The 21,136-nt window shown below is 72.1% G+C and carries 22 protein-coding genes; 13 read left to right on the forward strand and 9 right to left on the reverse strand.

Annotation, left to right across the window (positions count from 1 at the left end; translation table 11 throughout):
- Positions 1–92: 92 nt before the first annotated feature.
- The 6 genes from ACFQRF_RS17580 (at position 93) to ACFQRF_RS17605 (ending at position 6,443) form a co-directional block, all read left to right on the forward strand.
- Positions 93–773 (forward strand): urease subunit gamma, encoded by a 681-nt coding sequence (locus ACFQRF_RS17580; protein ID WP_379872196.1) that lies wholly within the window; start codon positions 93–95, stop codon positions 771–773.
- On the forward strand, positions 766–2,487 hold the full coding sequence (locus tag ACFQRF_RS17585; RefSeq protein WP_379872197.1) for an urease subunit alpha: 1,722 nt from the start codon (positions 766–768) through the stop codon (positions 2,485–2,487). The genes ACFQRF_RS17580 and ACFQRF_RS17585 overlap by 8 nt, the downstream gene beginning before the upstream one ends.
- Positions 2,488–3,502: 1,015 nt before the next feature.
- On the forward strand, positions 3,503–4,237 hold the full coding sequence (locus ACFQRF_RS17590) for an urease accessory protein UreF (RefSeq protein ID WP_379872198.1): 735 nt from the start codon (positions 3,503–3,505) through the stop codon (positions 4,235–4,237).
- On the forward strand, positions 4,230–4,985 hold the full coding sequence (gene ureG, locus ACFQRF_RS17595; protein WP_379872199.1) for an urease accessory protein UreG: 756 nt from the start codon (positions 4,230–4,232) through the stop codon (positions 4,983–4,985). Before ACFQRF_RS17590 ends, ureG begins: the two co-directional genes overlap by 8 nt.
- Positions 4,982–5,770, forward strand: a complete 789-nt coding sequence (locus tag ACFQRF_RS17600) for an urease accessory protein UreD (RefSeq protein WP_379872200.1) — start codon at positions 4,982–4,984, stop codon at positions 5,768–5,770. Before ureG ends, ACFQRF_RS17600 begins: the two co-directional genes overlap by 4 nt.
- 130 nt (positions 5,771–5,900) lie before the next feature.
- Positions 5,901–6,443 carry a DUF1707 SHOCT-like domain-containing protein gene (locus ACFQRF_RS17605; protein ID WP_379872201.1) on the forward strand — a complete coding sequence of 181 codons (543 nt, stop codon included), beginning with the start codon at positions 5,901–5,903 and terminating at the stop codon, positions 6,441–6,443.
- A gap of 95 nt (positions 6,444–6,538) precedes the next feature.
- Here ACFQRF_RS17605 and ACFQRF_RS17610 read toward each other — a convergent pair whose 3' ends face one another.
- From ACFQRF_RS17610 to ACFQRF_RS17625, 4 genes are all read right to left on the reverse strand, one after another.
- Positions 6,539–6,952, reverse strand: a complete 414-nt coding sequence (locus tag ACFQRF_RS17610) for an NUDIX hydrolase (RefSeq protein ID WP_379872202.1) — start codon at positions 6,950–6,952, stop codon at positions 6,539–6,541.
- A 56-nt stretch (positions 6,953–7,008) separates the two neighbouring features.
- Positions 7,009–7,245, reverse strand: a complete 237-nt coding sequence (locus ACFQRF_RS17615; protein WP_379872203.1) for a DUF397 domain-containing protein — start codon at positions 7,243–7,245, stop codon at positions 7,009–7,011.
- 61 nt (positions 7,246–7,306) lie between these two features.
- The gene (locus ACFQRF_RS17620) at positions 7,307–7,531 is read right to left on the reverse strand and encodes a DUF397 domain-containing protein (RefSeq protein ID WP_379872204.1); all 225 of its coding nucleotides are present in this window, start codon (positions 7,529–7,531) and stop codon (positions 7,307–7,309) included.
- Position 7,532: 1 nt separating this feature from the next.
- Entirely contained in the window at positions 7,533–8,369 is an 837-nt protein-coding gene (locus tag ACFQRF_RS17625; protein ID WP_379872205.1) for a helix-turn-helix domain-containing protein, read from the reverse strand.
- Between the two features lie 167 nt (positions 8,370–8,536).
- Here ACFQRF_RS17625 and ACFQRF_RS17630 point away from each other — a divergent pair, with 167 nt between their 5' ends.
- Positions 8,537–9,004, forward strand: coding sequence for an ATP-binding protein (locus ACFQRF_RS17630; RefSeq protein ID WP_379872206.1), 468 nt, complete (start codon positions 8,537–8,539; stop codon positions 9,002–9,004).
- 138 nt (positions 9,005–9,142) lie between these two features.
- On the opposite strand, the gene ACFQRF_RS17635 is transcribed toward ACFQRF_RS17630, so the two are convergent.
- Positions 9,143–9,637, reverse strand: coding sequence for a carboxymuconolactone decarboxylase family protein (locus ACFQRF_RS17635; RefSeq protein ID WP_379872207.1), 495 nt, complete (start codon positions 9,635–9,637; stop codon positions 9,143–9,145).
- A gap of 47 nt (positions 9,638–9,684) precedes the next feature.
- Here ACFQRF_RS17635 and pdxR point away from each other — a divergent pair, with 47 nt between their 5' ends.
- On the forward strand, positions 9,685–11,100 hold the full coding sequence (pdxR, locus tag ACFQRF_RS17640; protein WP_379872208.1) for a MocR-like pyridoxine biosynthesis transcription factor PdxR: 1,416 nt from the start codon (positions 9,685–9,687) through the stop codon (positions 11,098–11,100).
- A gap of 82 nt (positions 11,101–11,182) precedes the next feature.
- Here pdxR and ACFQRF_RS17645 read toward each other — a convergent pair whose 3' ends face one another.
- Positions 11,183–11,482 carry a hypothetical protein gene (locus ACFQRF_RS17645; protein ID WP_379872209.1) on the reverse strand — a complete coding sequence of 100 codons (300 nt, stop codon included), beginning with the start codon at positions 11,480–11,482 and terminating at the stop codon, positions 11,183–11,185.
- A gap of 95 nt (positions 11,483–11,577) precedes the next feature.
- On the reverse strand, positions 11,578–12,450 hold the full coding sequence (locus ACFQRF_RS17650) for an MBL fold metallo-hydrolase (protein WP_379872210.1): 873 nt from the start codon (positions 12,448–12,450) through the stop codon (positions 11,578–11,580).
- Between the two features lie 145 nt (positions 12,451–12,595).
- Between ACFQRF_RS17650 and ACFQRF_RS17655 the strand changes: the two genes are divergently transcribed.
- Entirely contained in the window at positions 12,596–13,021 is a 426-nt protein-coding gene (locus ACFQRF_RS17655; protein WP_379872211.1) for a MarR family winged helix-turn-helix transcriptional regulator, read from the forward strand.
- A 110-nt stretch (positions 13,022–13,131) separates the two neighbouring features.
- Here ACFQRF_RS17655 and ACFQRF_RS17660 read toward each other — a convergent pair whose 3' ends face one another.
- Complete coding sequence (locus ACFQRF_RS17660) at positions 13,132–14,001, reverse strand: 1,4-dihydroxy-2-naphthoate polyprenyltransferase (protein ID WP_379872212.1); 870 nt, start codon at positions 13,999–14,001, stop codon at positions 13,132–13,134.
- A 138-nt stretch (positions 14,002–14,139) separates the two neighbouring features.
- Positions 14,140–14,682 carry a GNAT family N-acetyltransferase gene (locus ACFQRF_RS17665; RefSeq protein WP_379872213.1) on the reverse strand — a complete coding sequence of 181 codons (543 nt, stop codon included), beginning with the start codon at positions 14,680–14,682 and terminating at the stop codon, positions 14,140–14,142.
- 226 nt (positions 14,683–14,908) lie between these two features.
- On the opposite strand from ACFQRF_RS17665, the gene ACFQRF_RS17670 reads away from it, so the two are divergent.
- The 4 genes from ACFQRF_RS17670 to ACFQRF_RS17685 all read left to right on the forward strand — a co-directional run bounded on the left by ACFQRF_RS17670 (position 14,909) and on the right by ACFQRF_RS17685 (position 20,936).
- Positions 14,909–15,286 (forward strand): phage holin family protein, encoded by a 378-nt coding sequence (locus ACFQRF_RS17670; RefSeq protein WP_379872214.1) that lies wholly within the window; start codon positions 14,909–14,911, stop codon positions 15,284–15,286.
- Positions 15,287–15,529: 243 nt separating this feature from the next.
- Entirely contained in the window at positions 15,530–16,507 is a 978-nt protein-coding gene (gene dapA, locus ACFQRF_RS17675) for a 4-hydroxy-tetrahydrodipicolinate synthase (protein WP_379872215.1), read from the forward strand.
- A complete protein-coding gene (locus ACFQRF_RS17680; protein WP_379872216.1) occupies positions 16,504–18,189 on the forward strand; it encodes a ribonuclease J in 1,686 nt (561 codons plus the stop codon). Before dapA ends, ACFQRF_RS17680 begins: the two co-directional genes overlap by 4 nt.
- Before the next feature lie 176 nt (positions 18,190–18,365).
- Entirely contained in the window at positions 18,366–20,936 is a 2,571-nt protein-coding gene (locus ACFQRF_RS17685; protein ID WP_379872217.1) for a DNA translocase FtsK, read from the forward strand.
- Positions 20,937–21,136 lie beyond the last annotated feature (200 nt).

Consider the following 21,136-nt stretch of genomic DNA (forward strand, 5'->3'; position numbering starts at 1 on the left):
TACACGGCTGTAACCTGCCCACCCCGATCCCCGTTCTATAAAGAGCGTCTGTTGCCGGGCGGCGCGCCATACGCGCCGTGGGGAGGGCGCCCATGTTCCTGACTCCGTCGGACACGGAGAAGCTGCTGCTCAGCGTGGCCGGCATGGTGGCGCGCGACCGGCTGGAACGCGGGGTCCGGCTCAACCACCCCGAGGCGGTCGCGCTGCTCTCCTGCTGGGTGCTGGAACGTGCCCGGGAGGGCGGCACCGTCGAGCAGCTCATGGCCGAGGGCGTGCGGGTGCTCCGGAGCGAGCAGGTCATGCCGGGGGTGCCGGAGATGATCGAGCACGTTCAGGTCGAGGCCACCTTTCCCGACGGGCGCAAACTGGTGACGCTCAGCCACCCCGTCCGGCCGGGCCCGGACGCGCCGGACCCCGCGGGCGGCCCCGAACCGGGGGCCATCCGGGTCCGCGACGGCGCCGTCACCATCAACGCGGGCCGGGAACGGCGCACCGTGATCGTGTGCAACGACGGTGACCGGCCGGTGCAGGTCGGCTCGCACATCCACCTCGCCGACGTCAACGCCGCCCTCAGCATTCGCGAAGAGACCGCCGACGGCGACCTGGTCCCGGCCTCCGTGGCGGGGTTCCGGCTGGACATCGCGGCCGGCACCTCGGTGCGCTTCCAGCCCGGCGACGAGAAACGGCTGGCCATCGTCGCGCTCGGCGGCCGACGGCACGTTCCGGGCATCCAGGTACGCGGCACCGAACAGCGGGGGACCGACGGTGAGTGAGATCGCGCGCGGCGAGTACGCCGCCCTCTACGGCCCGACCACGGGCGACCAGATCCGCCTTGCCGACACCGACCTGTGGATCGAGGTCGAGCAGGACCACTGCGCCGGCGGCGACGAGACCGTCTTCGGCGGCGGCAAGTCCATCCGCGAGTCCATGCTGCAGGGCACCGCGACCGCCGCTCAAGGCGCGCTCGACCTGGTCATCACCAACGTGGTGGTGCTGGACCACTGGGGGATCGTCCGCGCGGACGTGGGCGTGCGCGGCGGCCGGATCACCGCCGTCGGCAAGGCCGGCAATCCCGACATCATGGACGGTGTGCATCCCGACCTGCTCATCGGGCCGGGGACCGAGGTGCTGGCCGGCGAGGGGCGCATCCTGACCGCCGGCGCGATCGACACCCACGTTCACCTGCTCAACACCGACATGCTGTACGAGGGACTGGCCACCGGAACCACGACCGTCGTCGGCGGCGGGACCGGCCCGGCCGAGGGGACCAAGGCGACGACGGTCACCCCGGGACCGTGGAACCTCGCCATGGTGCACCGTGCCCTCGACGAGGTGCCGCTCAACGTCCTGCTGCTCGGCAAGGGCAACACGGTCGGCCACGCCGCGCTGCGCGAGCAGGCGCTCGCGGGCGCGGCGGGGCTCAAGGTGCACGAAGACTGGGGATCCACCCCGGCCGCGATCGACGCGGCCCTGCGCGCGGCCGAGGAGTTCGGCCTGCAGGTCGCGCTGCACGCGGACAGCCTGAACGAGGCCGGTTACGTCCAGGACACCATCGCGGCCATCGGCGGGCGCGGCATCCACGTGTTCCATTCCGAGGGAGCGGGCGGCGGGCACGCCCCCGACGTCATCGTGCTGGCCGGGGAACCCAACATCATCCCGGGCTCCACCAACCCCACGCTGCCCTTCACGGTCAACACGGTGGCCGAGCATCACGACATGCTCATGGTCTGCCACCACCTCAACCCCGACGTGGAGGCCGACGTCCAGTTCGCCGACTCCCGCATCCGCGACACCACCATGGCGGCCGAGGACATCCTCCAGGACCTGGGCGCGATGTCGGTGACCTCGTCCGACGCCCAGGCGATGGGGCGCATCGGCGAGGTGATCTGCCGGACGTGGCAGGTGGCGCACGTGATGAAGAACCGGCACGGCCTGCGCTCCACCGCGCTGCCGGCCGACAACGAGCGTGCCCGGCGCTACGTCGCCAAGTACACGATCTGCCCGGCGGTGGCCCACGGGATCGACCACGAGGTCGGCTCGGTGGAGCCCGGCAAGCTGGCCGACCTCGTGCTGTGGGACCGGGCGTTCTTCGGCATCCGCCCGGCCGCGGTGGTCAAGGGCGGCGCGATCGTGTACGCCCCGCAAGGCGACCCCAACGCCACCATTCCCACCGCCCAGCCGATGCTGATGCGCCGTGGCTTGGCCGCGGCCACCGCGTCGGCCCCGCACCTGGCCACCACCTTCGTGTCCCCGGCGGCCCTGGAGGACGGCCTGGCCGACCGCCTCGGTCTGCGCCGCCGTCTCTCGGCGGTGCGGCCGACCCGGGAGGTGACCAAGGCCGACCTGCCGAACAACACGGCGCTGCCGAGCATTTCGGTGGACCCCGAGACGTTCCGGGTGACCATCGACGGCTACGAGGTGGACCCCGAGGGTGCGGACCATCCGGTCGGCGAACTGCCGCTGACCCAGCGGTATTCGATGTTCTAGCGGTGACGACGGCTCCGGCCCGGGCGGCAGAGCGTCCGGCCCGCGAACGGCGTCATCCGCGTGACCGGTGACGGCCCGCCGGTCACCTGGCGATCGTCGCGCGGCGGGGGCAACAGCGTGCGTGCGAGAGGGGAGGAACGGTGCGGAGACCGACGGCCACGTGCGGCCGGTTCACCGGTGTGACGTCCGGCTGCGGCCGCCCCCTCGCCCACGCCGCTGCCCGGCTCCAGGGCGGGCGAGCCCCGGCAGGGACGGCGGCGGTGAGCGGCCCGCGGAGCGCCCGGCCGCTGAGAGGGAACGGACCACCATGCTCGGCCCGCTCGACGGGCTCGACCAGCAGGACCCGCGCGTTTCCGGGAGCCGCAAAGGGCTTCGGCCGGTCCGGTGGGCCGGACCGAATGGCCTGGCGGCCGGTCCGGAGGAGCCGCGTTGCCCTCGGCGGCCGGGCATCGACCCGGCGGCCGTGCCTGCGGATCACATGGGGGCGTGGTCCCGGAGGCGCGACGGCGACTCGGACACCGGTCGCTCTCGATGTGGCGGCGCGAGCCGCCCTCCCCGGACCGGCCGATGCGGAGCCGGCCCCGTACGAGACCGTTCGGCGCCGGGACGGAGTGATCGCGGCGATGACCCCGAGGCCATGGATCGGTTCAAGCGGACGCGGGACCGTTCGGAGGACGCACGTACGGCCATGAACGAGTCCAGCCGACCATCGACGCGGTCCTTTGCCGGGCGGGTGCGCCCGTGCGAGGCGCCACCCGGCTTCGGGGGCTCTCGTTCCAGCGCGCCCGGCGACCGGATGCCGCACACGTGCACGCCGATGGTGACGGGCGCCGCCGTCGGCAGGTGGGGAGCGTGGCCGGGGGAGGGACGGCCGTGGGGCGGGGGTGCGTCCCGAGTCTCGGGCCGCCCGTCGCGCTGTGCCACGGTGCGGAGAACGCGTCCCGGACGGGACCGGTCCGTGGCGGCGAGGCGGTCGCCCGGATCGTTCGGATACGGCGGTGGAAAGGGGGCTCCGGTGGCCGATGAGGACCGCCCGGGCGCGGCGGAGCGCCCCTCTTCGGGAGACGGGACCGGCGCACTCGGCGCGCTGCTGCTCGCCGACGCGCGGTTGCCCACCGGCGGCCACGCGCACTCCGCCACGCTGGAGGGGGCCGTCGCCGCCGGGCTGGCGGCCGAACAGGTGCCCGCCTACATCCGGGCCCGGCTGCGGACCGTCGCTCGCACGGAGGCCGCGGCGGCCGTGCTCGCCCTGAGGGCGGGCCGCGGACGGCCGGTCGACTATGGGCCGGTGCAGGCCGCCCTCGCCGCACGGACGCCCAGCGCGCCCCTGCGGGCGGCCTCGGCCTCGCTCGGCCGCGGGCTGACGCGCCTGGCCCGCGCCCTGCGCCCCGGCCATCCGGCGGTGGCCGCGCTGGCGACCGCGACCGCGGCCACCCCCGGGCTCCGGCCACTGCGTCCGGTGGTGCTCGGAGCGCTCGGCGCCGCGCTCGGCCTCACCGAGGCGCAGACCGCCCGCGCGGTCCTCTACGACGACGCGCAGACCGTCACCGCCGCCGCGCTCAAATTGCACCCCGGCGATCCGCTCGCCACCGTGCGGTGGGTCGTGGACGCCACCGACCACATCGAGGCGGCCGTCCGCGCCGCCGTGGCCGTCACCGCGCCAGTCGGCCTGCCCGCCAGATCCGCCCCGCTCATCGACCAGTGGGCGGCAGAGCACGCCCAGAGCACGAGGAGGCTGTTCGTTGCCTGACCCCACCACGTCCCCGGTATTCCCGGCATCTCCCGGCCGCCGGACGCTGCGCCTCGGCGTCGCCGGTCCGGTCGGCACCGGGAAGAGCTCACTCATCGCCACGCTGTGCCGCGAACTGTCCGGCGAGTTCGCGATGGCCGTCGTCACCAACGACATCTACACCGACGAGGACGCCAGGTTCCTGCGCTCCGCGGGCGTGCTGGCGGCCGAGCGCATCCGCGCCGTCGAGACCGGCGCCTGCCCGCACACGGCGATCCGCGACGACATCACCGCCAATCTCGACGCCGTCGAGGACCTGGAGGAGGAGTTCGCGCCGCTCGACCTCGTGCTGGTGGAGAGCGGCGGCGACAACCTCACCGCGACCTTCAGCCCCGCGCTGATCGACGCGCAGATCTTCTGCCTCGACGTGGCCGGCGGCGGCGATGTCGCCCGCAAGGGCGGTCCGGGCATCGGCCGGGCCGACCTGCTGGTCGTCAACAAGTCCGACCTCGCGCCCTACGTCGGCGTGGACGTCGTCCGGATGGTGGCCGACGCCGAGCGGGCGCGGGACGGCCGGCCGGTGCTGGCGCTGTCGCGGTCCGACGCGGCGTCGGTCGCGGAGCTGTGCGCCTGGGTGCGCGGGGTGCTGGCAGAGCACGTCGACGGCCGGCACGTGCCGCAGGACCCCGGCCCGATGGCCCCGCACAGCCACGTTCCTTCCGGCCACGACCACGGCCACGAGCACGGGCCGCACGCGCACGTCCATTGACCGCGCCGACCGTACGGCCGGGCGCCGAGACACCGGCCGACCGCGAGCACGGGCCGCGAGAGGCGGGCCTGACGTCCGGCACGCCCACGACCGTCACCGTCGCGTCCGGCGGCGGCCGGACGTACCCCGTCCGCCTGGAGACCGGCACGTTCCTGCGTCCCCGCGTGATGCGCAGACCGGGTCCGGGCCTGCGCGTGGTGCTGGCGGCGGTCCGCGCGTCGCTGTGCGCCGGAGACGACCTGCGGCTGCACGTCAATGTCGGTCCGGGGGCCCACCTCGACCTCGTGGACCCGAACGGCACGGTCGCCTACAACGCACGCGGCGGCCGTGCCGCGTGGCGTGTGGACATCACGCTGGCCGAGGGCGCGCGGATGACGTGGACCGAGCCGTCGTTCATCGTCTCCGAGGGGGCCGACGTGCTGCGGGAGATCACCGTGTCGCTGGCGGCCGGGGCGCGGCTCGCGTGGCGGGAGACGCTGGTGCTGGGCCGCACGGGGGAGCGCGGCGGGGCGCTGCGGTCGGCGACCCGGGTGACGCACGGGGGACGGGAGCTGCTTGTCGAGGACCTCGACCTGCGCGACGCCGAGCTGCGGGAACTCCCGGGCGTGCTGGGCGGCGACCGGGTGATCGGGCAGGTCGCCGCCCTCGGTTCGGTCCCGGACGGGCCGGCCGGACCGCACCGGCTGGACCTGGCGGGGCCGGGGGTGCTGTGGCGGGCGCTGGCGCGGCGGACGTACGAGTCCGACCGCGTCCTCGACGAGGCGTGGCGGGCGGCGGTGCGGTAGCGCCCGTGCCGCATTGGCCAGCGAATCGGGCGAGCCGCGCCCCGTGGCGAGCGGGCGGTCCCGCACCGGAAGTCCCGCCCTCAAGGCGCCTCGGGGCGTGGGCATCACCGGCCGGGTCTAAAGTGCAACGGTGACCACTCTGCCGGAAGACCCGTCGTCACGGTTAACCGAAGACGACCGCGCCACGGCCGTGCAGCGACTGCAGGAGGCGTACGCCGAAGGACACATCTCGCACGAGGAGATGGACGAAGGGCTCCAGTCGGCGCTCACCGCCCGGACGCGCGGCGAACTCATGTCCGCGCTGTCCGCACTCCCGGCGGGGCCCGCGGAGAACACGGCCACGCTGGCCGCCGCCAGCGGCAGGATCCGGCGGCGCGGCGCCTGGCGGGTGCCGCGGTTCCTCAAGGTCGTGTCGGCGTTCGGCCGGGTGCGCCTGGACCTGTCCCGGGCGGTCATCGAGCACCCGGTGATCGACATCGAACTGCAGCTCGGCACCGGCGGGGCCAGGATCACGGTGCCGCGCGACGCGGTCGTCGACTTCGACGGCCTGCGAACGACGTGGAAGTTCCCGCGCTACAAGCCGCGACCGAACGCCCGCCCCGGCGGGCCGACGATCAAGATCTCCGGCGCCATGGAGTACGGACGGCTGCGGATCCGCCACGCGCGACGGTGAGGCCGGGCGCTCAGTCGTCCGGTTCATCGAGGAGTGGCCGGATCTCGTCCTCGGACAGGTACCGCACCATCCGCCGTCGTCGCATCCCGTGGAGATCAGCCGACCAGGTCATGTCCGTCATGCGTGCGGACCTGGGGCGGGCCGGAGGCGACGGCGTCGAGCAAGCGGACCGCATAGGCGGGCGCCATTCGGGAGCGGACCTCGTCAGGCGTGACCCACTCGACGGCGGTCGTCTCTCCCGAGAGACAGAGTCGCCCACCGGTGGGATGGCAGCGAAAAACGAGGGCGACGACGCCGAGCTTGATGTTCTTGTAGACGCCGGTCAAGGCTTCGATACCGACGTGGAGGCCGGTCTCCTCCAGGACCTCTCGGCGCAGGCCGTCCTCGATGGACTCGCCGAGTTCGAGGACGCCGCCGGGCGGTTCCCAGTGGCCGTTGTCGGCTCGCTGAACGGTGAGGAGGCGGCCGTCAGCGTCTACGATGGCGGCGGCGACGGAGACCGAGTGCATGACAGACAAGTGTGGCCCGATCGGCAGGCTCGGGCCACACGATGCGGAGAGAGCGCTCAGACGTCGAACTCGCCGGCCTTGACGGCGCCGAGGAAAGCGTTCCATGCGGTCGAGGAGAAGGCCAGCCGATCGGCATTCGCCTGTTTGGAATCCCGCACAAGTCGAGTCCCAGAAAGAGACGCTACTTCGACGCACTCGCCGCCGGCGTTGCTGTAGCTGGACTTGCGCCACCTGGTGTGGTGACTTTCGACTGCCATAGAACCGTGCTCCCGCGCCATGTTGATACCGAGCAATACCCTCGTCGGGGCGGCCCGAACCAGCGTGGCCGGGCCGCACGGGGCGGTGAGGGAGCCGTCAGAGGTCGAACTCGCCGGCCTTGGCTCCCGCGATGAACTTGCGGAAGTTCTCGATGGGGGTGAGAACGACGGGGGCTGAGGTGTCGGTCGGGTCGTCGGCCTCGATGATGCCGACGGTGTCGCCGACGCGCGCGATGAAGACGCAGCCGCCGTCGCTGCCGCTGAAGCTGGACTTGTGCCAGCGGTCCGCAGCCTGAGCGCGAAACTCCTGCTCAGCGAGCATGTCATTCCTTCCGCATTTCGTCTCTGACCTTCACCAGCAGCTCACGTGTCTGGACCGTGCCCAAGCCTGCGGTTCGAAGGTGGTCGAAGACGTTCTGATAGTCGTCGATATCGGCCTGTTCTTCGAGGTAAAGACTACTGCGGCGGCTTTCGAGGTAAATCACCGAGAGGTCGATCTCGTCCAAGCGGAGGATCTGGAACGCGCTGGCTTCAAGCGCGGCGTGGCCACCGACCGAGTATGGGATGACCTGAAGGTGCAACTTGGGGCTGTCGGCAAGCTCGATCATTCGGGTCAACTGCTCCGCCATGACTCGTGTTCCGCCAACGCGCTGTCGGATGACCGTCTCGCCGACGATGGCCCAGAGTTTCGGCGATTCAGCCGACGCCCAGCGCTTTTGGCGTTGCATCCGCACCTCGACACGTTGGTCGATCACGTCCGCTGACTCGTCGGGGCATGTGGCGCGAACTACGGCGTGGGCGTATTCACGTGTCTGTAGCAGCCCCGGCACCAGTTGGGAGCCGAAGAGTTGGATCCGGCTTGCTGTCTCCTCCAGCCCGATCATGGTGCCGTAGTACTTGTCCACCGTGTACGACTGCCACCATCCACGCTTGCGGGCCTGCTCGCGTAGATGTCGCAACCACGCGGCTTCTTCGCCGTCGATCGCGTAGTACTCCAACAGCCGCGCCATGGTTCCGCTACTCGGAACCATTCCTTCCGGACCGGCCGTCTCCCATCGGTGTACCGCCGCGACCGTCATGCGCATGGCCTTGGCCACCTCTGCCACCGGACGGTCACCCCGGAGACGGCGCATCTCCCTGGCCAATTGCCAGCGCCCCACAGTTGGACTCCTCATGGCAGTCCAGCATGCCCTTCGATCGTCCGACCTCGCCAGAAGTTTCTATCACTATATTCGCGTAATCAATTGAAGAACTAGCTTCACGTGTGGTTGTCTGTGATCGCACCCACACAGGGTGTGACCGATCTCAGCTTTCGAGGTGAGCTCTCATGTCCGAACCACACGACGGCACCCCCTCCGCCGCGACCCTCTACCTCTCCGGCCGAACCCTCGACGACGTCGGCACCACCCGGGACTTCGTCCGCTCGGCCCTCCGCCGGGAGGACCCCGACATCGTGCATACCGCCGTCCTGCTGACCAGCGAACTCGCGACCAACGCCCTCATCCACGCCGATCGCGACGCCGACCTTGCCCCCACCCCCACGCCGCACCTCGCGTACCCGCGACCGTTCCACGTCACCGTGGACGCGTGCTTTCAGGAGATCTGCATCCTGGTCTGCGGCAAAGGATCGCGGCTGGCCGTCGTCAAACCGAAGAAGGACCGCGAGTGGGACGAGAGCGGCCGGGGCCTGGCGCTCGTCGCCGCGTTGTCCGAGACCTGGGGCACCCACGGCGATGCCTTCAGCCGCACCGTCTGGTTCGTCCTCAAACGGACCCCGACACCGATCGTCGCGTGACCCGCCCGAGACGCGAAACCGTCCCGGCCCTGTCGGTAGCAGGGCCGGGACGGCGGACACGAACCTATCGCGAAAGAGCGAGCACCACCGGCTTGCCGGCGACGCACAGTGCGCGCGGCGCTGTGCCGCGGCCTCAGATCACCGCGCCGTCTTCGGGCGGTACTGACCCGGCGTCTGCCGCGTCGTGATCGCCACCCGGTTCCAGGTGTTGATGACCGCGACGGCCCAGGTCAGCGCGGCGAGTTCGGACGCGTCGAAGTGCTCCGCCGCCGCCTCCCACACCTCGTCCTCGACGCCGTCCTCCGCGACGAGGGTGATGGCCTCGGTGAGCGCCAGCGCGGCGCGCTCCCGCGCGGTGAAGAACGGCGTCTCCCGCCACGCGTTCAGCGCGTGCATCCGCTGGTGGGTCTCGCCCAGCGCCTCGGCGTCCTTGGTGTGCATGTCCAGGCAGTACGCGCAGCCGTTGATCTGCGAGGCGCGGATCTTCACCAGCTCCAGCAGCGAGTGCTCCAGGCCGAGGTCGCGGACGGCCTGCTCCAGCCCCAGCATCGCCCGGTACGCGGAGGCGGCGTGCTTACCGAGGTCGAGCCGCTGCGGAACCTCGACGGTCTCTCGTGTCGTCGTCGTGCTCATGTCTTCGACCCTAGGCCGGAATTGGTGGAATGCTATGGTCCATTTCCATGGCGCTGGACTGGGCCACTTCCGGGGTCGACCTGCACGTCGACGTCGACCCCACCAAAGGGGGACGCCGTGCCGGGCTGGAGCGCGCGCTGCGCGACGCCATCAGGGACGGGCGGCTGGCGCCGGGCACCCGCCTTCCGGCGACCCGGACGCTGGCGGGCGAACTCGGCATGGCGCGCGGGACGGTCACGGCGGCCTACGAGCAGCTGGTGGCCGAGGGGTACCTGTCCGCCCGGCGCGGATCGGGCACCGTCGTCGCCGAGCTTCCAGCGGGGACCGGCGACCAGCGCGGCGCGGTGGGCGCGGCTCGCCGCACGTCCCGGCCCCGGCACGACATGAGCCCCGGGCGGCCGGACCTGTCCGCGTTCCCGGTGGAGGCGTGGCTGCGCGCGGCCCGCCGGGTGCTGCCGCGGACGGAGGTCACCTCGTTCGCCCTCGGCGACCCGCGCGGGCACCCGTCGCTGCGCACGGCTCTCGCCGAGTACCTGGGCCGGACCCGGGGCGTACTGGCCGATCCCGAGTCGATCATCATCACCAACGGCTTCATGCAGGGCATCGGCCTGCTCGCCCGCGTGCTGCACGATTCCGGACGCTCCGTCGTGGCGATGGAGGATCCCGGACACGCGTTCCACCGCGAGGCGGTGCGCCGGGCCGGGTCCACGATCGTGCCCCTGCCGGTGGACGACCAGGGCGCCTCCCGAGTGCCGGACGGAGCGGACGCGGCGGTGGTGACACCGGCCCACCAGGCGATCCTGGGCATGGTGCTCGCGCCCGAGCGCCGCCGGGCTCTGGTCGGCTGGGCGGGATCGGGCGGCCGGCTGCTCGTGGAGGACGACTACGACGGAGAGTTCCGCTACGGCCGGCAGCCGGTGGGGGCGCTGCAGCAGATGGCGCCCGAGCACGTCGCCTACCTCGGGACGGCGTCCAAGACGCTCGCGCCCGGGATCCGGCTGGGCTGGATGGTGCTGCCGCGCCGACTCGTGGGCCCGGTCGCGGAGGCCAAGTCCTACGCCGACAGCGGTACCGAGGTCATCGGCCAGCTCGTCCTCGCCGAGCTGATCCGCGACCACGAATACGACCGGCACGTCCGCGCGCAGCGGCTGCGTTACCGGCGCCGCCGCGACGAACTGCTCCGGCGGCTCGCCCGCGATGTGCCGGAGGTGCGGGCACGCGGAGCCGCGGCGGGTGTGCAGCTGCTGCTCGAACTCCCACCGGGCGGGGCGTCAGAGGCCGACGTCACGGAGCGCGCGGCGGCCCGGGGGCTGATCGTGGCGGCCACGAGCGCGGTGTGGCAGACCCCCGACCCGCACCGGCCACCGGGCATCCTGGTCGGCTACGCCACACCGCCGGATCACGGCTACCCGGCGGCGCTGGACGCCCTGATCGCGACGCTGCGCGAGGTGCTGGACGGCTGACCGCCGCTGCCGTGCCGGCCGGGGCGCGGACGCGCATCGGGGGAGACGGCGCGCCGTGGCCGGGGCGGCGCTCCGCCCGGGATCAACGCTTCCGGGCGCCCTGCCGCCCCGCCGCGTTCGGGAACCGCCGGGCGGGCGGTCCGTCGGCACGCGCCGGTGCGGACCCGAGGCGCGTCCCGAGCGGGGACGCCCCGTCGATCTCCTGCTGGGTGCGCTCGGGGATGCGCGCGGTCTCGGCGCGGGCGGTACGTTCCGCGATGGCGCGCATGAGTCCGGGGGTCCCGACGGCGGCGTTGCGTCTGCGGCGGGCGCTCTCGATGAGCGCGTTCCGCACGGTGGCGGCCGCCTGGCGGTCCGCGGTGTCCTCGGGTAGGTCGTCCATGTCGTCCTCACCGTCGTGAAGGTGCGCCGGATGGGGCGCGTCGACACGGTACGCCGCGTCCCCGGCCGCCGCCACCCGGGCGGTGCGATCGGCGGTCAGGGCGCGATGGGATGCCAGGCCGGGCCGTCGCCGTCCTGCTCGACCCGGCCGAAGACCACATCGGCGAAGTGCCCGCCGTAACCGATGGTGTCGGGCCGGGCGAGTTCGGCGATGAGGCGGCGGCGGGGGGCCATGGACTGTTCGCGATCGTGGTCGACCGCGGTCCCCCACTCCGGGTGCGCCACCTGGATGGGCGAGTGCAGCGCGTCGCCGAGGACGATCAGCCGCTGGCCGCCCGATGCGATGACGTACGAGGTGTGTCCGGGGGTGTGGCCCGGTGTCAGCAGCACGGTGACGCCGGGGAAGACCTCCTCTCCGTCGGCCACGGTGCGGACCCGGGGCGCGAGCGCGGCCTCGACCTTCCGGCCCTGCTCGTCGGTGAGGCTGCGCTGATCCCACTCCGGCGCGGACACCAGGTAGCCGGCCCCCGCGAACGGGGACGGTTCACCGCCGGGCACAGGGTGCCATGTCCATCCGATGTGGTCGTGGTGCAGGTGGGTGATGGCGACCGCCTCGACGTCCTGCGGCCGGTAGCCGACCTCCGCGAGGTTGTCCGGCAGCGCGCCGCCCCACACGGTGCCGACCGGTGGGCTGATCGATACCGGGCCGATCCCCGCGTCGATGAGCAGCACCCGCCCGGCGTGTTCCACCAGCAGGCCGCCGACCCCCATGACCAGGCTCCCCGCGTCGTCGAGGTGGTCCGAATGTGCGGACCACTCCTCCTCGGAGACGTCGGGGAGCCAACCGCGCCCGTCGAGCCGCCCCTCGCCGTCGGGGATGTGGGTCACCCGGATGTCGCCGATCAGCAGTGAGCGGATGCCGGGCGGCCGGCGCAGGCGGTCATCGGGGCTCGGGACGGAGGAGGACATGGTGCTTCCTTTCCCACTCGGCGGACGGGGGAGCGCGTGCAGGGCGATTTCGGCGGCGAGCCTAGAACATTCAACTTGAATCATGCAAGCTAGAACTATTCAGCTAATAAATATCCATGCTTGAGGGAACTGCTAGCATCGCGGCATGACCACCCCCGAGCCGCAGGCGGCCAGCGAACGGGAGCTCTGTGCGCTCGTTGACGACCTGTCCCGGCAGATCGGGGACCACGAGCGCGAACGCGCGGTCCTCGTCGGGCTGACCCGGCCGCAGGCCAACGCGTTGCGCGAGCTGACCGGACCGCTGACCATGCGCGAGCTCGCGGATCGCACGGGGTGTGAACCGTCCAACACGACGTTCGTCATCGACCGTCTGGAGGGGCAGGGGCTGGTCGAACGCCGGCCGCACCCGACCGATCGCCGCGCCAAACAGCTGGTCCTCACGCCCGCGGGCGTGGAGTTACGGGCCCGGTTGGTCGAGCTGTTCAAGCAGGATTCCCCGCTCGCGCAACTGACGGGCGAGGAACAGCGAATGCTGCGCGGCCTGCTGGAACGCGCCCTGCGGCGACGGTGACCGCCCGGAGAACGGGGCGCCGCGAGAGGCAGCGAAGAAAAGGAAGAACCGGCGGGATGTCCGGTTTGTGATCTACCTCGTACAGACCGGGCGACGCGGGCGCCCCCGGCTCACCCCAGCGCGAGCCCGATCGTGAACAGCAGCCCGAACGCCAACTGCATCTTCCCCGTCTCGCCGAGGCCCAGCACCAGGTCCCGCCCACGCTGGCCGCCCAGGACCCGGCGAACCGGCCGGATCGCCAGCGGGATCGCGAGCAGGGTCAGCAGCGTCCACGGGCCGGCCGCCGCCATGACCGCCGCGATCGCGAACGCGGCCGCCACACATCCCACGTACAGCTTTCGCGTGGCGGCGTCGCCAAGGACCACCGCCAGGGTGCGCTTGCCGGTCTGGGCGTCGGTGTGGATGTCGCGCAGGTTGTTGATCACCAGAACCGAGCAGGACAGCAGCCCGGCCGCGACCGCCGCCGTCCAGCCCTGCCAGGGAGCGCCGCCCACCTGGACGAACACCGTGCCGACCACGGCCACCAGGCCGAAGAACACGAACACCGAGATCTCGCCGAGCGCCCGGTACCCGTACGGCTTCTCTCCGCCGGTGTAGAACCAGGCGGCCACGATCGCCACCGCGCCCACCAGCACCAGCCACCACGCCGACGTCAGCGCCAGCACCAGGCCGGCCACCGCCGCCACCGCGAAGCACGCCCAAGCCGCCGTCAGGACCTGCCGGGGCGCCGCCAGCCGGGTGGCGGTGAGCCGGGTCGGGCCCACTCGCTCGGCGTCGGTGCCGCGCACCCCGTCGCTGTAGTCATTGGCGTAGTTGACGCCCACCTGCAAGGCCAGCGCCACCACCATGGCCAGTGCGGCCTTCCACCACACGGCGGCGTCGGCGCCGATCGCGACGCCCGTCCCGATCGCCACCGGCACGATCGAGTTCGGCAGCGTGCGCGGGCGGGCGCCCGCGACCCACTCGGGGAGCGTGGCCACGCGGGTTCCTACTTTCCACCGGCGGCCCCGGCGCACCGAGCCGGGACCGGTTGGTCGTGTTTCGTCCCTTACCGTATCGCCGCGCACGACGGCATTCGCGCGGGCGGTCCCGGCACGCAGGCATGCCGGAACGCGACGTCAGTCGCCGATCGCGGCGTGCAGCCGGACCATCGGTATCCGCCTGCCGAGGTCGATCTCCCGGCGCGCCCCGTCCGGCCGCCAGCCCGCCGCCTCGGCGAACGCGCGCAGCGGGTTGTCCGCCTCCGGCGTCCAGACGTGGACGGTCCGGAAACCGTCCTCCACCAGGTGGTCCACCGCCGCGTTGAGCAGCCGGCTGCCGTGCCCGCGGCGGACGTGGTCGGCGTGGACGTGCAGCGCGTAGATCTCGGCGTCCGTGCCCGGCCACCGGTCCGGGTCCTCGGCCGGGCCGATGGCGACGAAGCCGACGACCGCGCGGTCGTCGGTGGCGACCAGCAGCCGGTGCCGCGAGGTGGGCGGCCGCTCGATCGAGCTCTGCCACTGCTCCCGGAACCGCGCCCGGGCCTCGTCACCGGACAGTTCGGCGAGCACCGGCTCGGGAAGCAGCTCGCCGTACAGTTCCCGCCACGCGGCGACCTGGATCGCCACGACGGTCTCGACATCCTCGCCGCGCGCGGACCGGACAAAGCGTTGTGTCGACACGTGGACGCCTCCGCTCGCTGGCCGGCAGGCTCCGGCCTTCACCCGCATCGTGGCAGTGCCGGTACCGGTTCGGGAAATCTGCGCCCCGCGCGGGTGCGGCGCCCCCGGCCCGCCGCCGCACCCCCGGACCCGGCACAGCCACCCCCTCCGTGACGCCCCCGAGATTTCCCCCATCCCGTCCCCGGCGACTTTCTCGCGGGCCGGGCACCGTGGGAGCATCGGGCAGGTGAGCATCATTATTCGAATCATCGTGAACGCGGTGGCCCTGTGGGCGGCCGTGCTGCTCGTCAACGGGATCGAGGTCACCACCGGCTCCGTCGTGGGCCAGATCGCCGTGTACCTGGTCGTGGGCGCGATCTTCGGCGTGGTCAACGCCGTCATCAAGCCCATCGTCAAGACGGTGGGCTGCGCCTTCTACGTCCTGACCCTGGGCCTGATCGCGCTCGTCGTGAACGCGCTGCTGCTCCTGCTCACGGGCTGGCTGGCCGGACTGCTGGACATCCCGTTCACCATCGAGGGTTTCTGGCCGGCATTCTGGGGCGCCATCATCATCGCGGTGGTGAGCTGGGTGCTCAGCCTTTTCGTTGGGGGCAACGACGACTGACTCCCGTCCCCCTCAAGCGCGAGCCGCCGAACCTCCGGCCCCGTCGACGCTGATCGCCGGAGGCCGGTCGGCGTCGACCAAGGGCACCGGGTGGCGCGTCCCGGCCGTCCGCCGGTCCGCCACCCGACGGCCTGCCGTTCGTTCGTCCAGGGAGAGCCTCTCGTACGCTCGGTGCGGGAGGCTCCCCGCCCTGACCGGGGCGCTTGGCGCCGTTCGTCCGCCATTCGCGGTACCGTTTGCAGCATGGTAGGCAGCACTACGCCGAACGCGCCTTTCGGCCAGATGTTGACCGCGATGGTCACACCCATGCACGAGAACGGCGACGTCGACTACGACGGCGCCGCCCGACTCGCCACATATCTGGTCGACGAACAGCGCAACGACGGCCTCGTCATCAACGGCACCACCGGTGAGTCGCCGACGACGAGTGACGACGAGAAAGACCGGCTGGTGCGTTCCGTCGTCGAGGCGGTCGGCGACCGCGCCACCATCATCGCCGGGGTCGGCACCAACGACACCCGGCACAGCATCGAACTCGCCCGAGCGGCCGAGCGCGCCGGCGCGCACGGCCTGCTCACAGTGACCCCGTATTACAACAAGCCGCCCCAGGAGGGGCTGCTCCGCCACTTCACGGCCATCGCCGACGCCACCGAGCTGCCGGTGATGCTCTACGACATCCCGGGACGCACCGGCGTGCCCATCGCCTCCGAGACCCTGGTCCGGCTGGCCGAGCACCCGCGCATCGTCGCCAACAAGGACGCCAAGGACGACCTCGGCGCCAGCTCCTGGGTCATGGAGCGCACCGACCTCGCCTACTACTGCGGCTCCGACATGCTGAACCTGCCGATGCTGTCCATCGGCGCGGCCGGGTTCGTCAGCGTCGTGGGGCACATCGTCGGCGCCGACCTGCACGAACTCATCGACGCCTACCACGGCGGCGACGTCGCCCGCGCGCTGGCGATCCACCGCCGGCTGACCCCGGTCTACACCGGGATCTTCCGCACGCAGGGCGTCATCACCACCAAGGCCGTGCTCAACATGTTCGGTCTGCCCGGGGGAGCGGTGCGCACACCGCTGGCCGACGCGTCGTTCGAGCTCCAGGCGCTGCTGCGGGAGGACCTCGCGGCGGCCGGCGTCAAGGGGCCGATCGGGCTCGCGCCGCACCAGGCGGTGCCGGCGAGCGCCGTGGGAGTGGAACGGTTGACGGAAGGATCCGCATGAGCCACCCACACCCGGAACTCGGCCCCCCGCCTCCCCTGCCCGCCGGAACGCTGAGGATCGTCCCGCTCGGCGGCCTCGGTGAGATCGGCCGCAACATGACCGTATTCGAGTACGACGGGCGGCTGCTGATCATCGACTGCGGCGTGCTGTTCCCGGAGGAGGAGCAGCCGGGTGTGGACCTGATCCTGCCCGACTTCGACCACATCCGGGACCGCCTGGACCAGGTCGAGGCCGTGGTGCTCACGCACGGCCACGAGGACCACATCGGCGCCGTGCCGTTCCTGCTGCGCGAGCGTCCCGACATCCCCGTGGTGGGGTCGCGGCTCACCCTCGCGCTCATCGCGGCCAAGCTCGGCGAGCACCGCATCAAACCGGAGCTCGTGCAGGTGGCCGAGGGGGAGCGGCACCGCTTCGGCGCGTTCGACTGTGAGTTCTTCGCGGTCAACCACTCCATCCCCGACGCGCTCGCCGTGGGCGTGCGCACCCCCGCCGGTTCGCTGCTGCACACCGGCGACTTCAAGATGGACCAGCTGCCGCTGGACGGCCGGCTGACCGACCTGGCCGGGTTCGCGCGGTTCGGTGACGAGGGCGTCGACCTGCTGCTGTCGGACTCCACCAACGCCGAGGTGCCCGGCTTCGTCACCCACGAGCGCGACATCTCCGGCGTCATCGACAAGGTGTTCGACCAGGCGAGCCAGCGCATCATCGTGGCCTGCTTCGCCTCCCACATCCACCGCGTCCAGCAGGTCCTCGACGCCGCCCAGGCGCACGGCCGCAAGGTCGCGTTCGTCGGCAGGTCCATGGTGCGCAACATGAACATCGCGCGCGACCTCGGCTACCTCAAGGTGCCCGGCGGCCTGCTGGTGGACATCAAGGAGCTGGACGACATGGCTCCCAACGAGGCGGTGCTGATCTCCACCGGCTCGCAGGGCGAGCCGATGTCGGCGCTCACCCGGATGGCCAACCGCGACCACCAGATCCGCATCGAGACCGGCGACACGGTCGTGCTCGCCTCGTCGCTGATCCCGGGCAACGAGAACTCCGTCAACCGGGTCATCAACGGCCTGACCCGGTGGGGAGCCAAGGTCGTGCACAAGGGCAACGCGCTCGTGCACGTCTCGGGGCACGCGCCGGCCGGCGAACTGCTGTACGTGCTCAACATGGTGCGGCCGCGCAACTTCATGCCGGTGCACGGCGAGTGGCGGCACCTGCGGGCGCACGCCCAGCTCGCCACCCTCACCGGGGTGCCCGAGCAGCGCGTGGTGATCGCCGAGGACGGGGTCGTGGTCGACCTGGCCGACGGGAAGGCGACGATCGTCGGCGCCGTGCCAGCCGGATACGTCTACGTCGACGGCGCCTCGGTGGGCGACGTCACCGAGTCCGCGCTCAAGGACCGCCGGATCCTCGGCGAAGAGGGCTTCATCTCCGTCATCGTGGCGGTCGACTCCTCCTCCGGCAAGCTGGTCGGGGAACCGCAGATCCACACCCGCGGCTCGGGGATCGACGTCGACGCCTACGACGAGGTGGTCCCCAAGATCCAGGACGCGCTGGAACGGGCGGCGGCCGACGGCATCAACGACACCGCGCAGCTCCGCCAGCTCGTGCGGCGGTCCATGGGCCGCTGGGTGAACGAGACCTACCGGCGCCGGCCGATGATCGTCCCGGTGGTGCTGGAGGTGTGACCGGGCGCGGGACCCGGCGGGCGGCCACACGGACGGCTTCGGCGTTCCCGGCCACGCAGACCGGTTCTGCGTTCCCGGCCACGCGGACCGGCTCGGCGTTCCCGGCCACGCAGGCGACACGCCCATGGCCGGTGAGAGGCTGAGCGGCCCGGGGCTTCCTTAGTAGGCTGCCCACCATGGCCACGCGTGTGCCCAAGACCCCCCAGCGTTCCGGAGGTGGAGCGGCCCGGAGCGGTTCCGGCCGCTCCTCGCAGGCCCGCCGCTCCGGGTCCGCCGCCTCGCGTACCCGCAATGCCCCCGCCACCCGCCCGCCGCAGCGCGGCGGCGGCGAGGGGCCCATCGCGCTGCTGTTCACCTGGTTCGGCCGCGGCCTGCTCCTCCTGTGGAAGCTGCTCGCGCACACCGTCGGCGGCCTGGCCCGCACCGTGGGCCGCGGTGCCCGAGACCTCGACCCCGATCTGCGCCGGGACGGTCTCGGCATGGTGCTGCTCGCGGTCGGGCTGCTGGTCGCGGCGGCCGTGTGGTGGGACACCGAGGGACCCCTGCTGGACGTCACCCGCATGGTGGTGCTCGGCGCGTTCGGCACCTTCTCGCCGGTGCTGCCGCTGCTGTTCCTGCCGTTCGCCTGGCGGCTCATGCGCACTCCGGGCAGCGGCCGGACCGACGTCGGGCGGCTGGTCATCGGCTCGGCGGCGCTGCTGGTGGGCCTGCTCGGGTTGATCCACATCGCGCACGGGATCCCGTGGCCGGCCGACGGGCAGACCGCGATGCGCCGGGCGGGCGGCCTGATCGGATTCGTCGCCGCCGGTCCGCTCTCCCAGCTCGTCACCCCCTGGGTCACCGGCGTGCTGCTGTTCATGCTGATGCTGTTCGGGCTGCTCGTGGTCACCGCCACGCCCGTGCACCGCATCCCCGACCGGGTCCGGCAGATGGTCGGCGGCCTCGCGGCGCCGGACCAGGGCCCCGACGTCGGGATGGACATCCTGGACGGCGGGGAGGAGAAGCCGCGGCGCAGGCGGCCCAAACGCCCGGACGGCGCCGACGGCGGCCGGACCGGCGCCCGCTCGCGGCGCACGGCCGAGGCCGACGCCGAGACGGCCGAGCTCGACACCGTGGCCGGCGCGAACGAGCGCCCCTACGACACCCCCGTCGTCGCGGGGGAGCGGCCCGCCGAGCAGCCGGTCGCGGCCGCGGAGACCACCGTGCCGCGCCCGCCCGCCCCCGACCCCACGCCGCCACCGGCCAGCGTGGAACAACTCGCCATCCCGTCCCGCGTCGTGGACGGCGACTACGAACTCCCCGCGCCGCGGCTGCTCAAGCCCGGGACGCCGCCCAAGGCGGGCACCAAGGCCAACGACCTCGTCGTGACCGCCCTGACCGGCGTGCTGGACCAGTTCAACATCGACGCCGCCGTCACCGGGTTCACCCGCGGCCCGACGGTCACCCGCTACGAGATCGAGCTCGGCCCGGCGGTGAAGGTCGAGAAGGTCACCGCGCTCACCAGGAACATCTCGCTCGCGGTCAAGAGCGCCGACGTGCGGATCCTCTCCCCGATCCCGGGCAAGTCCGCGATCGGGGTGGAGATCCCCAACACCGATAAGGACATCGTGAGCCTCGGCGACGTCATGCGCGCGCCCGAGGCCACCTCCGACGACCACCCCATGCTCGTCGGGCTCGGCAAGGACGTCGAGGGCGCCAACGTGGTCGCCAATCTCGCGAAGATGCCGCACGTACTGGTCGCCGGCGCCACCGGAGCGGGCAAGTCCACCTGCATCAACGGCCTGATCACGTCCATCATGATGCGGGCCACCCCGGACGAGGTGCGGCTGATCCTGGTCGACCCCAAGCGGGTCGAACTCACCATGTACGAGGGCATCCCGCACCTCATCACGCCCATCATCACCAGCCCCAAGAAGGCGGCCGAGGCGCTGCAGTGGGTGGTCGGGGAGATGGACCGCCGCTACGACGACCTCGCGGCCTCGGGGTACCGGCACGTCGACGACTTCAACGCCGCGGTGCGCAAGGGCGAGCTGACGGCGCCGCCGGGCAGCGAGCGCACCTACGAGCCGTACCCGTACCTCCTGGTGATCGTGGACGAGCTGGCCGACCTGATGATGGTGGCTCCGCGCGACGTCGAGGACGCCATCGTGCGGATCACCCAGCTCGCGCGGGCCGCCGGAATCCACCTGGTGCTGGCCACCCAGCGGCCCAGCGTGGACGTCGTCACCGGCCTGATCAAGGCCAACGTGCCGTCCCGGCTGGCGTTCGCCACGTCCAGCCTGTCCGACAGCCGGGTCATCCTGGACCAGCCGGGCGCCGAGAAGCTGGTCGGCAAGGGCGACGCGCTCTTCCTGCCCATGGGCTCCAGCAAGCCGATCCGGCTGCAGAACGCGTGGGTGTCGGAGAAGGAGATCCGCGCCATCGTCGAGCACTGCAAGAAGCAGGCGGAGCCCACCTACCGCGACGACGTGGGCACGGCGGAGGCGCGCAAGAAGGAGATCGACGAGGAGATCGGCGACGACCTCGACCTGCTGCTCCAGGCCATCGAACTGGTGGTCACCACGCAGTTCGGCTCCACCTCGATGCTGCAGCGCAAGCTGCGGGTGGGATTCGCCAAGGCCGGGCGGCTGATGGACCTCATGGAGAGCCGCGACATCGTGGGGCCGAGCGAAGGCTCCAAGGCCCGCGACGTCCTCGTGAAGCCGGAGGACCTGCCCGAGACCCTGGCGCAGCTCAGAACGGACTGACGTCCCGCGGCGAACACGAAAGCCGGTTCTCCGCGGCGAATCGCGGAGCACCGGAGAGGGCCGGAGCCCGCTGACCCATTTTTGACCATCCGCCGGGGCGTGCCCAGCGGTCCGCCACGGCCTCGATGCGTCACAGTGAGTAGTGAGCCGACTGCGATATGCGGGGCGCGTGGGTCCGTCCGCGCCCCGGCGGCCGGAAA

The organism is Marinactinospora rubrisoli, from assembly GCF_042664915.1.
GTDB classification, from domain to species: Bacteria; Actinomycetota; Actinomycetes; order Streptosporangiales; family Streptosporangiaceae; genus Marinitenerispora; species Marinitenerispora rubrisoli.

What these genes read in the sequence shown, in the direction of transcription:
- ACFQRF_RS17580 (WP_379872196.1), top strand. Translation starts at nt 93, where the DNA reads ATGTTCCTGACTCCGTCGGACACGGAGAAGCTGCTGCTCAGCGTGGCC.
- ACFQRF_RS17655 (WP_379872211.1), top strand. Translation starts at nt 12,596, where the DNA reads ATGACCACCCCCGAGCCGCAGGCGGCCAGCGAACGGGAGCTCTGTGCG.
- ACFQRF_RS17685 (WP_379872217.1), top strand. Translation starts at nt 18,366, where the DNA reads ATGGCCACGCGTGTGCCCAAGACCCCCCAGCGTTCCGGAGGTGGAGCG.
- dapA (WP_379872215.1), top strand. Translation starts at nt 15,530, where the DNA reads ATGGTAGGCAGCACTACGCCGAACGCGCCTTTCGGCCAGATGTTGACC.
- ACFQRF_RS17635 (WP_379872207.1), bottom strand. Translation starts at nt 9,637, where the DNA reads ATGAGCACGACGACGACACGAGAGACCGTCGAGGTTCCGCAGCGGCTC.
- ACFQRF_RS17610 (WP_379872202.1), bottom strand. Translation starts at nt 6,952, where the DNA reads ATGCACTCGGTCTCCGTCGCCGCCGCCATCGTAGACGCTGACGGCCGC.
- ACFQRF_RS17630 (WP_379872206.1), top strand. Translation starts at nt 8,537, where the DNA reads ATGTCCGAACCACACGACGGCACCCCCTCCGCCGCGACCCTCTACCTC.
- ACFQRF_RS17620 (WP_379872204.1), bottom strand. Translation starts at nt 7,531, where the DNA reads ATGCTCGCTGAGCAGGAGTTTCGCGCTCAGGCTGCGGACCGCTGGCAC.
- pdxR (WP_379872208.1), top strand. Translation starts at nt 9,685, where the DNA reads ATGGCGCTGGACTGGGCCACTTCCGGGGTCGACCTGCACGTCGACGTC.
- ACFQRF_RS17645 (WP_379872209.1), bottom strand. Translation starts at nt 11,482, where the DNA reads ATGGACGACCTACCCGAGGACACCGCGGACCGCCAGGCGGCCGCCACC.
- ACFQRF_RS17680 (WP_379872216.1), top strand. Translation starts at nt 16,504, where the DNA reads ATGAGCCACCCACACCCGGAACTCGGCCCCCCGCCTCCCCTGCCCGCC.
- ACFQRF_RS17650 (WP_379872210.1), bottom strand. Translation starts at nt 12,450, where the DNA reads ATGTCCTCCTCCGTCCCGAGCCCCGATGACCGCCTGCGCCGGCCGCCC.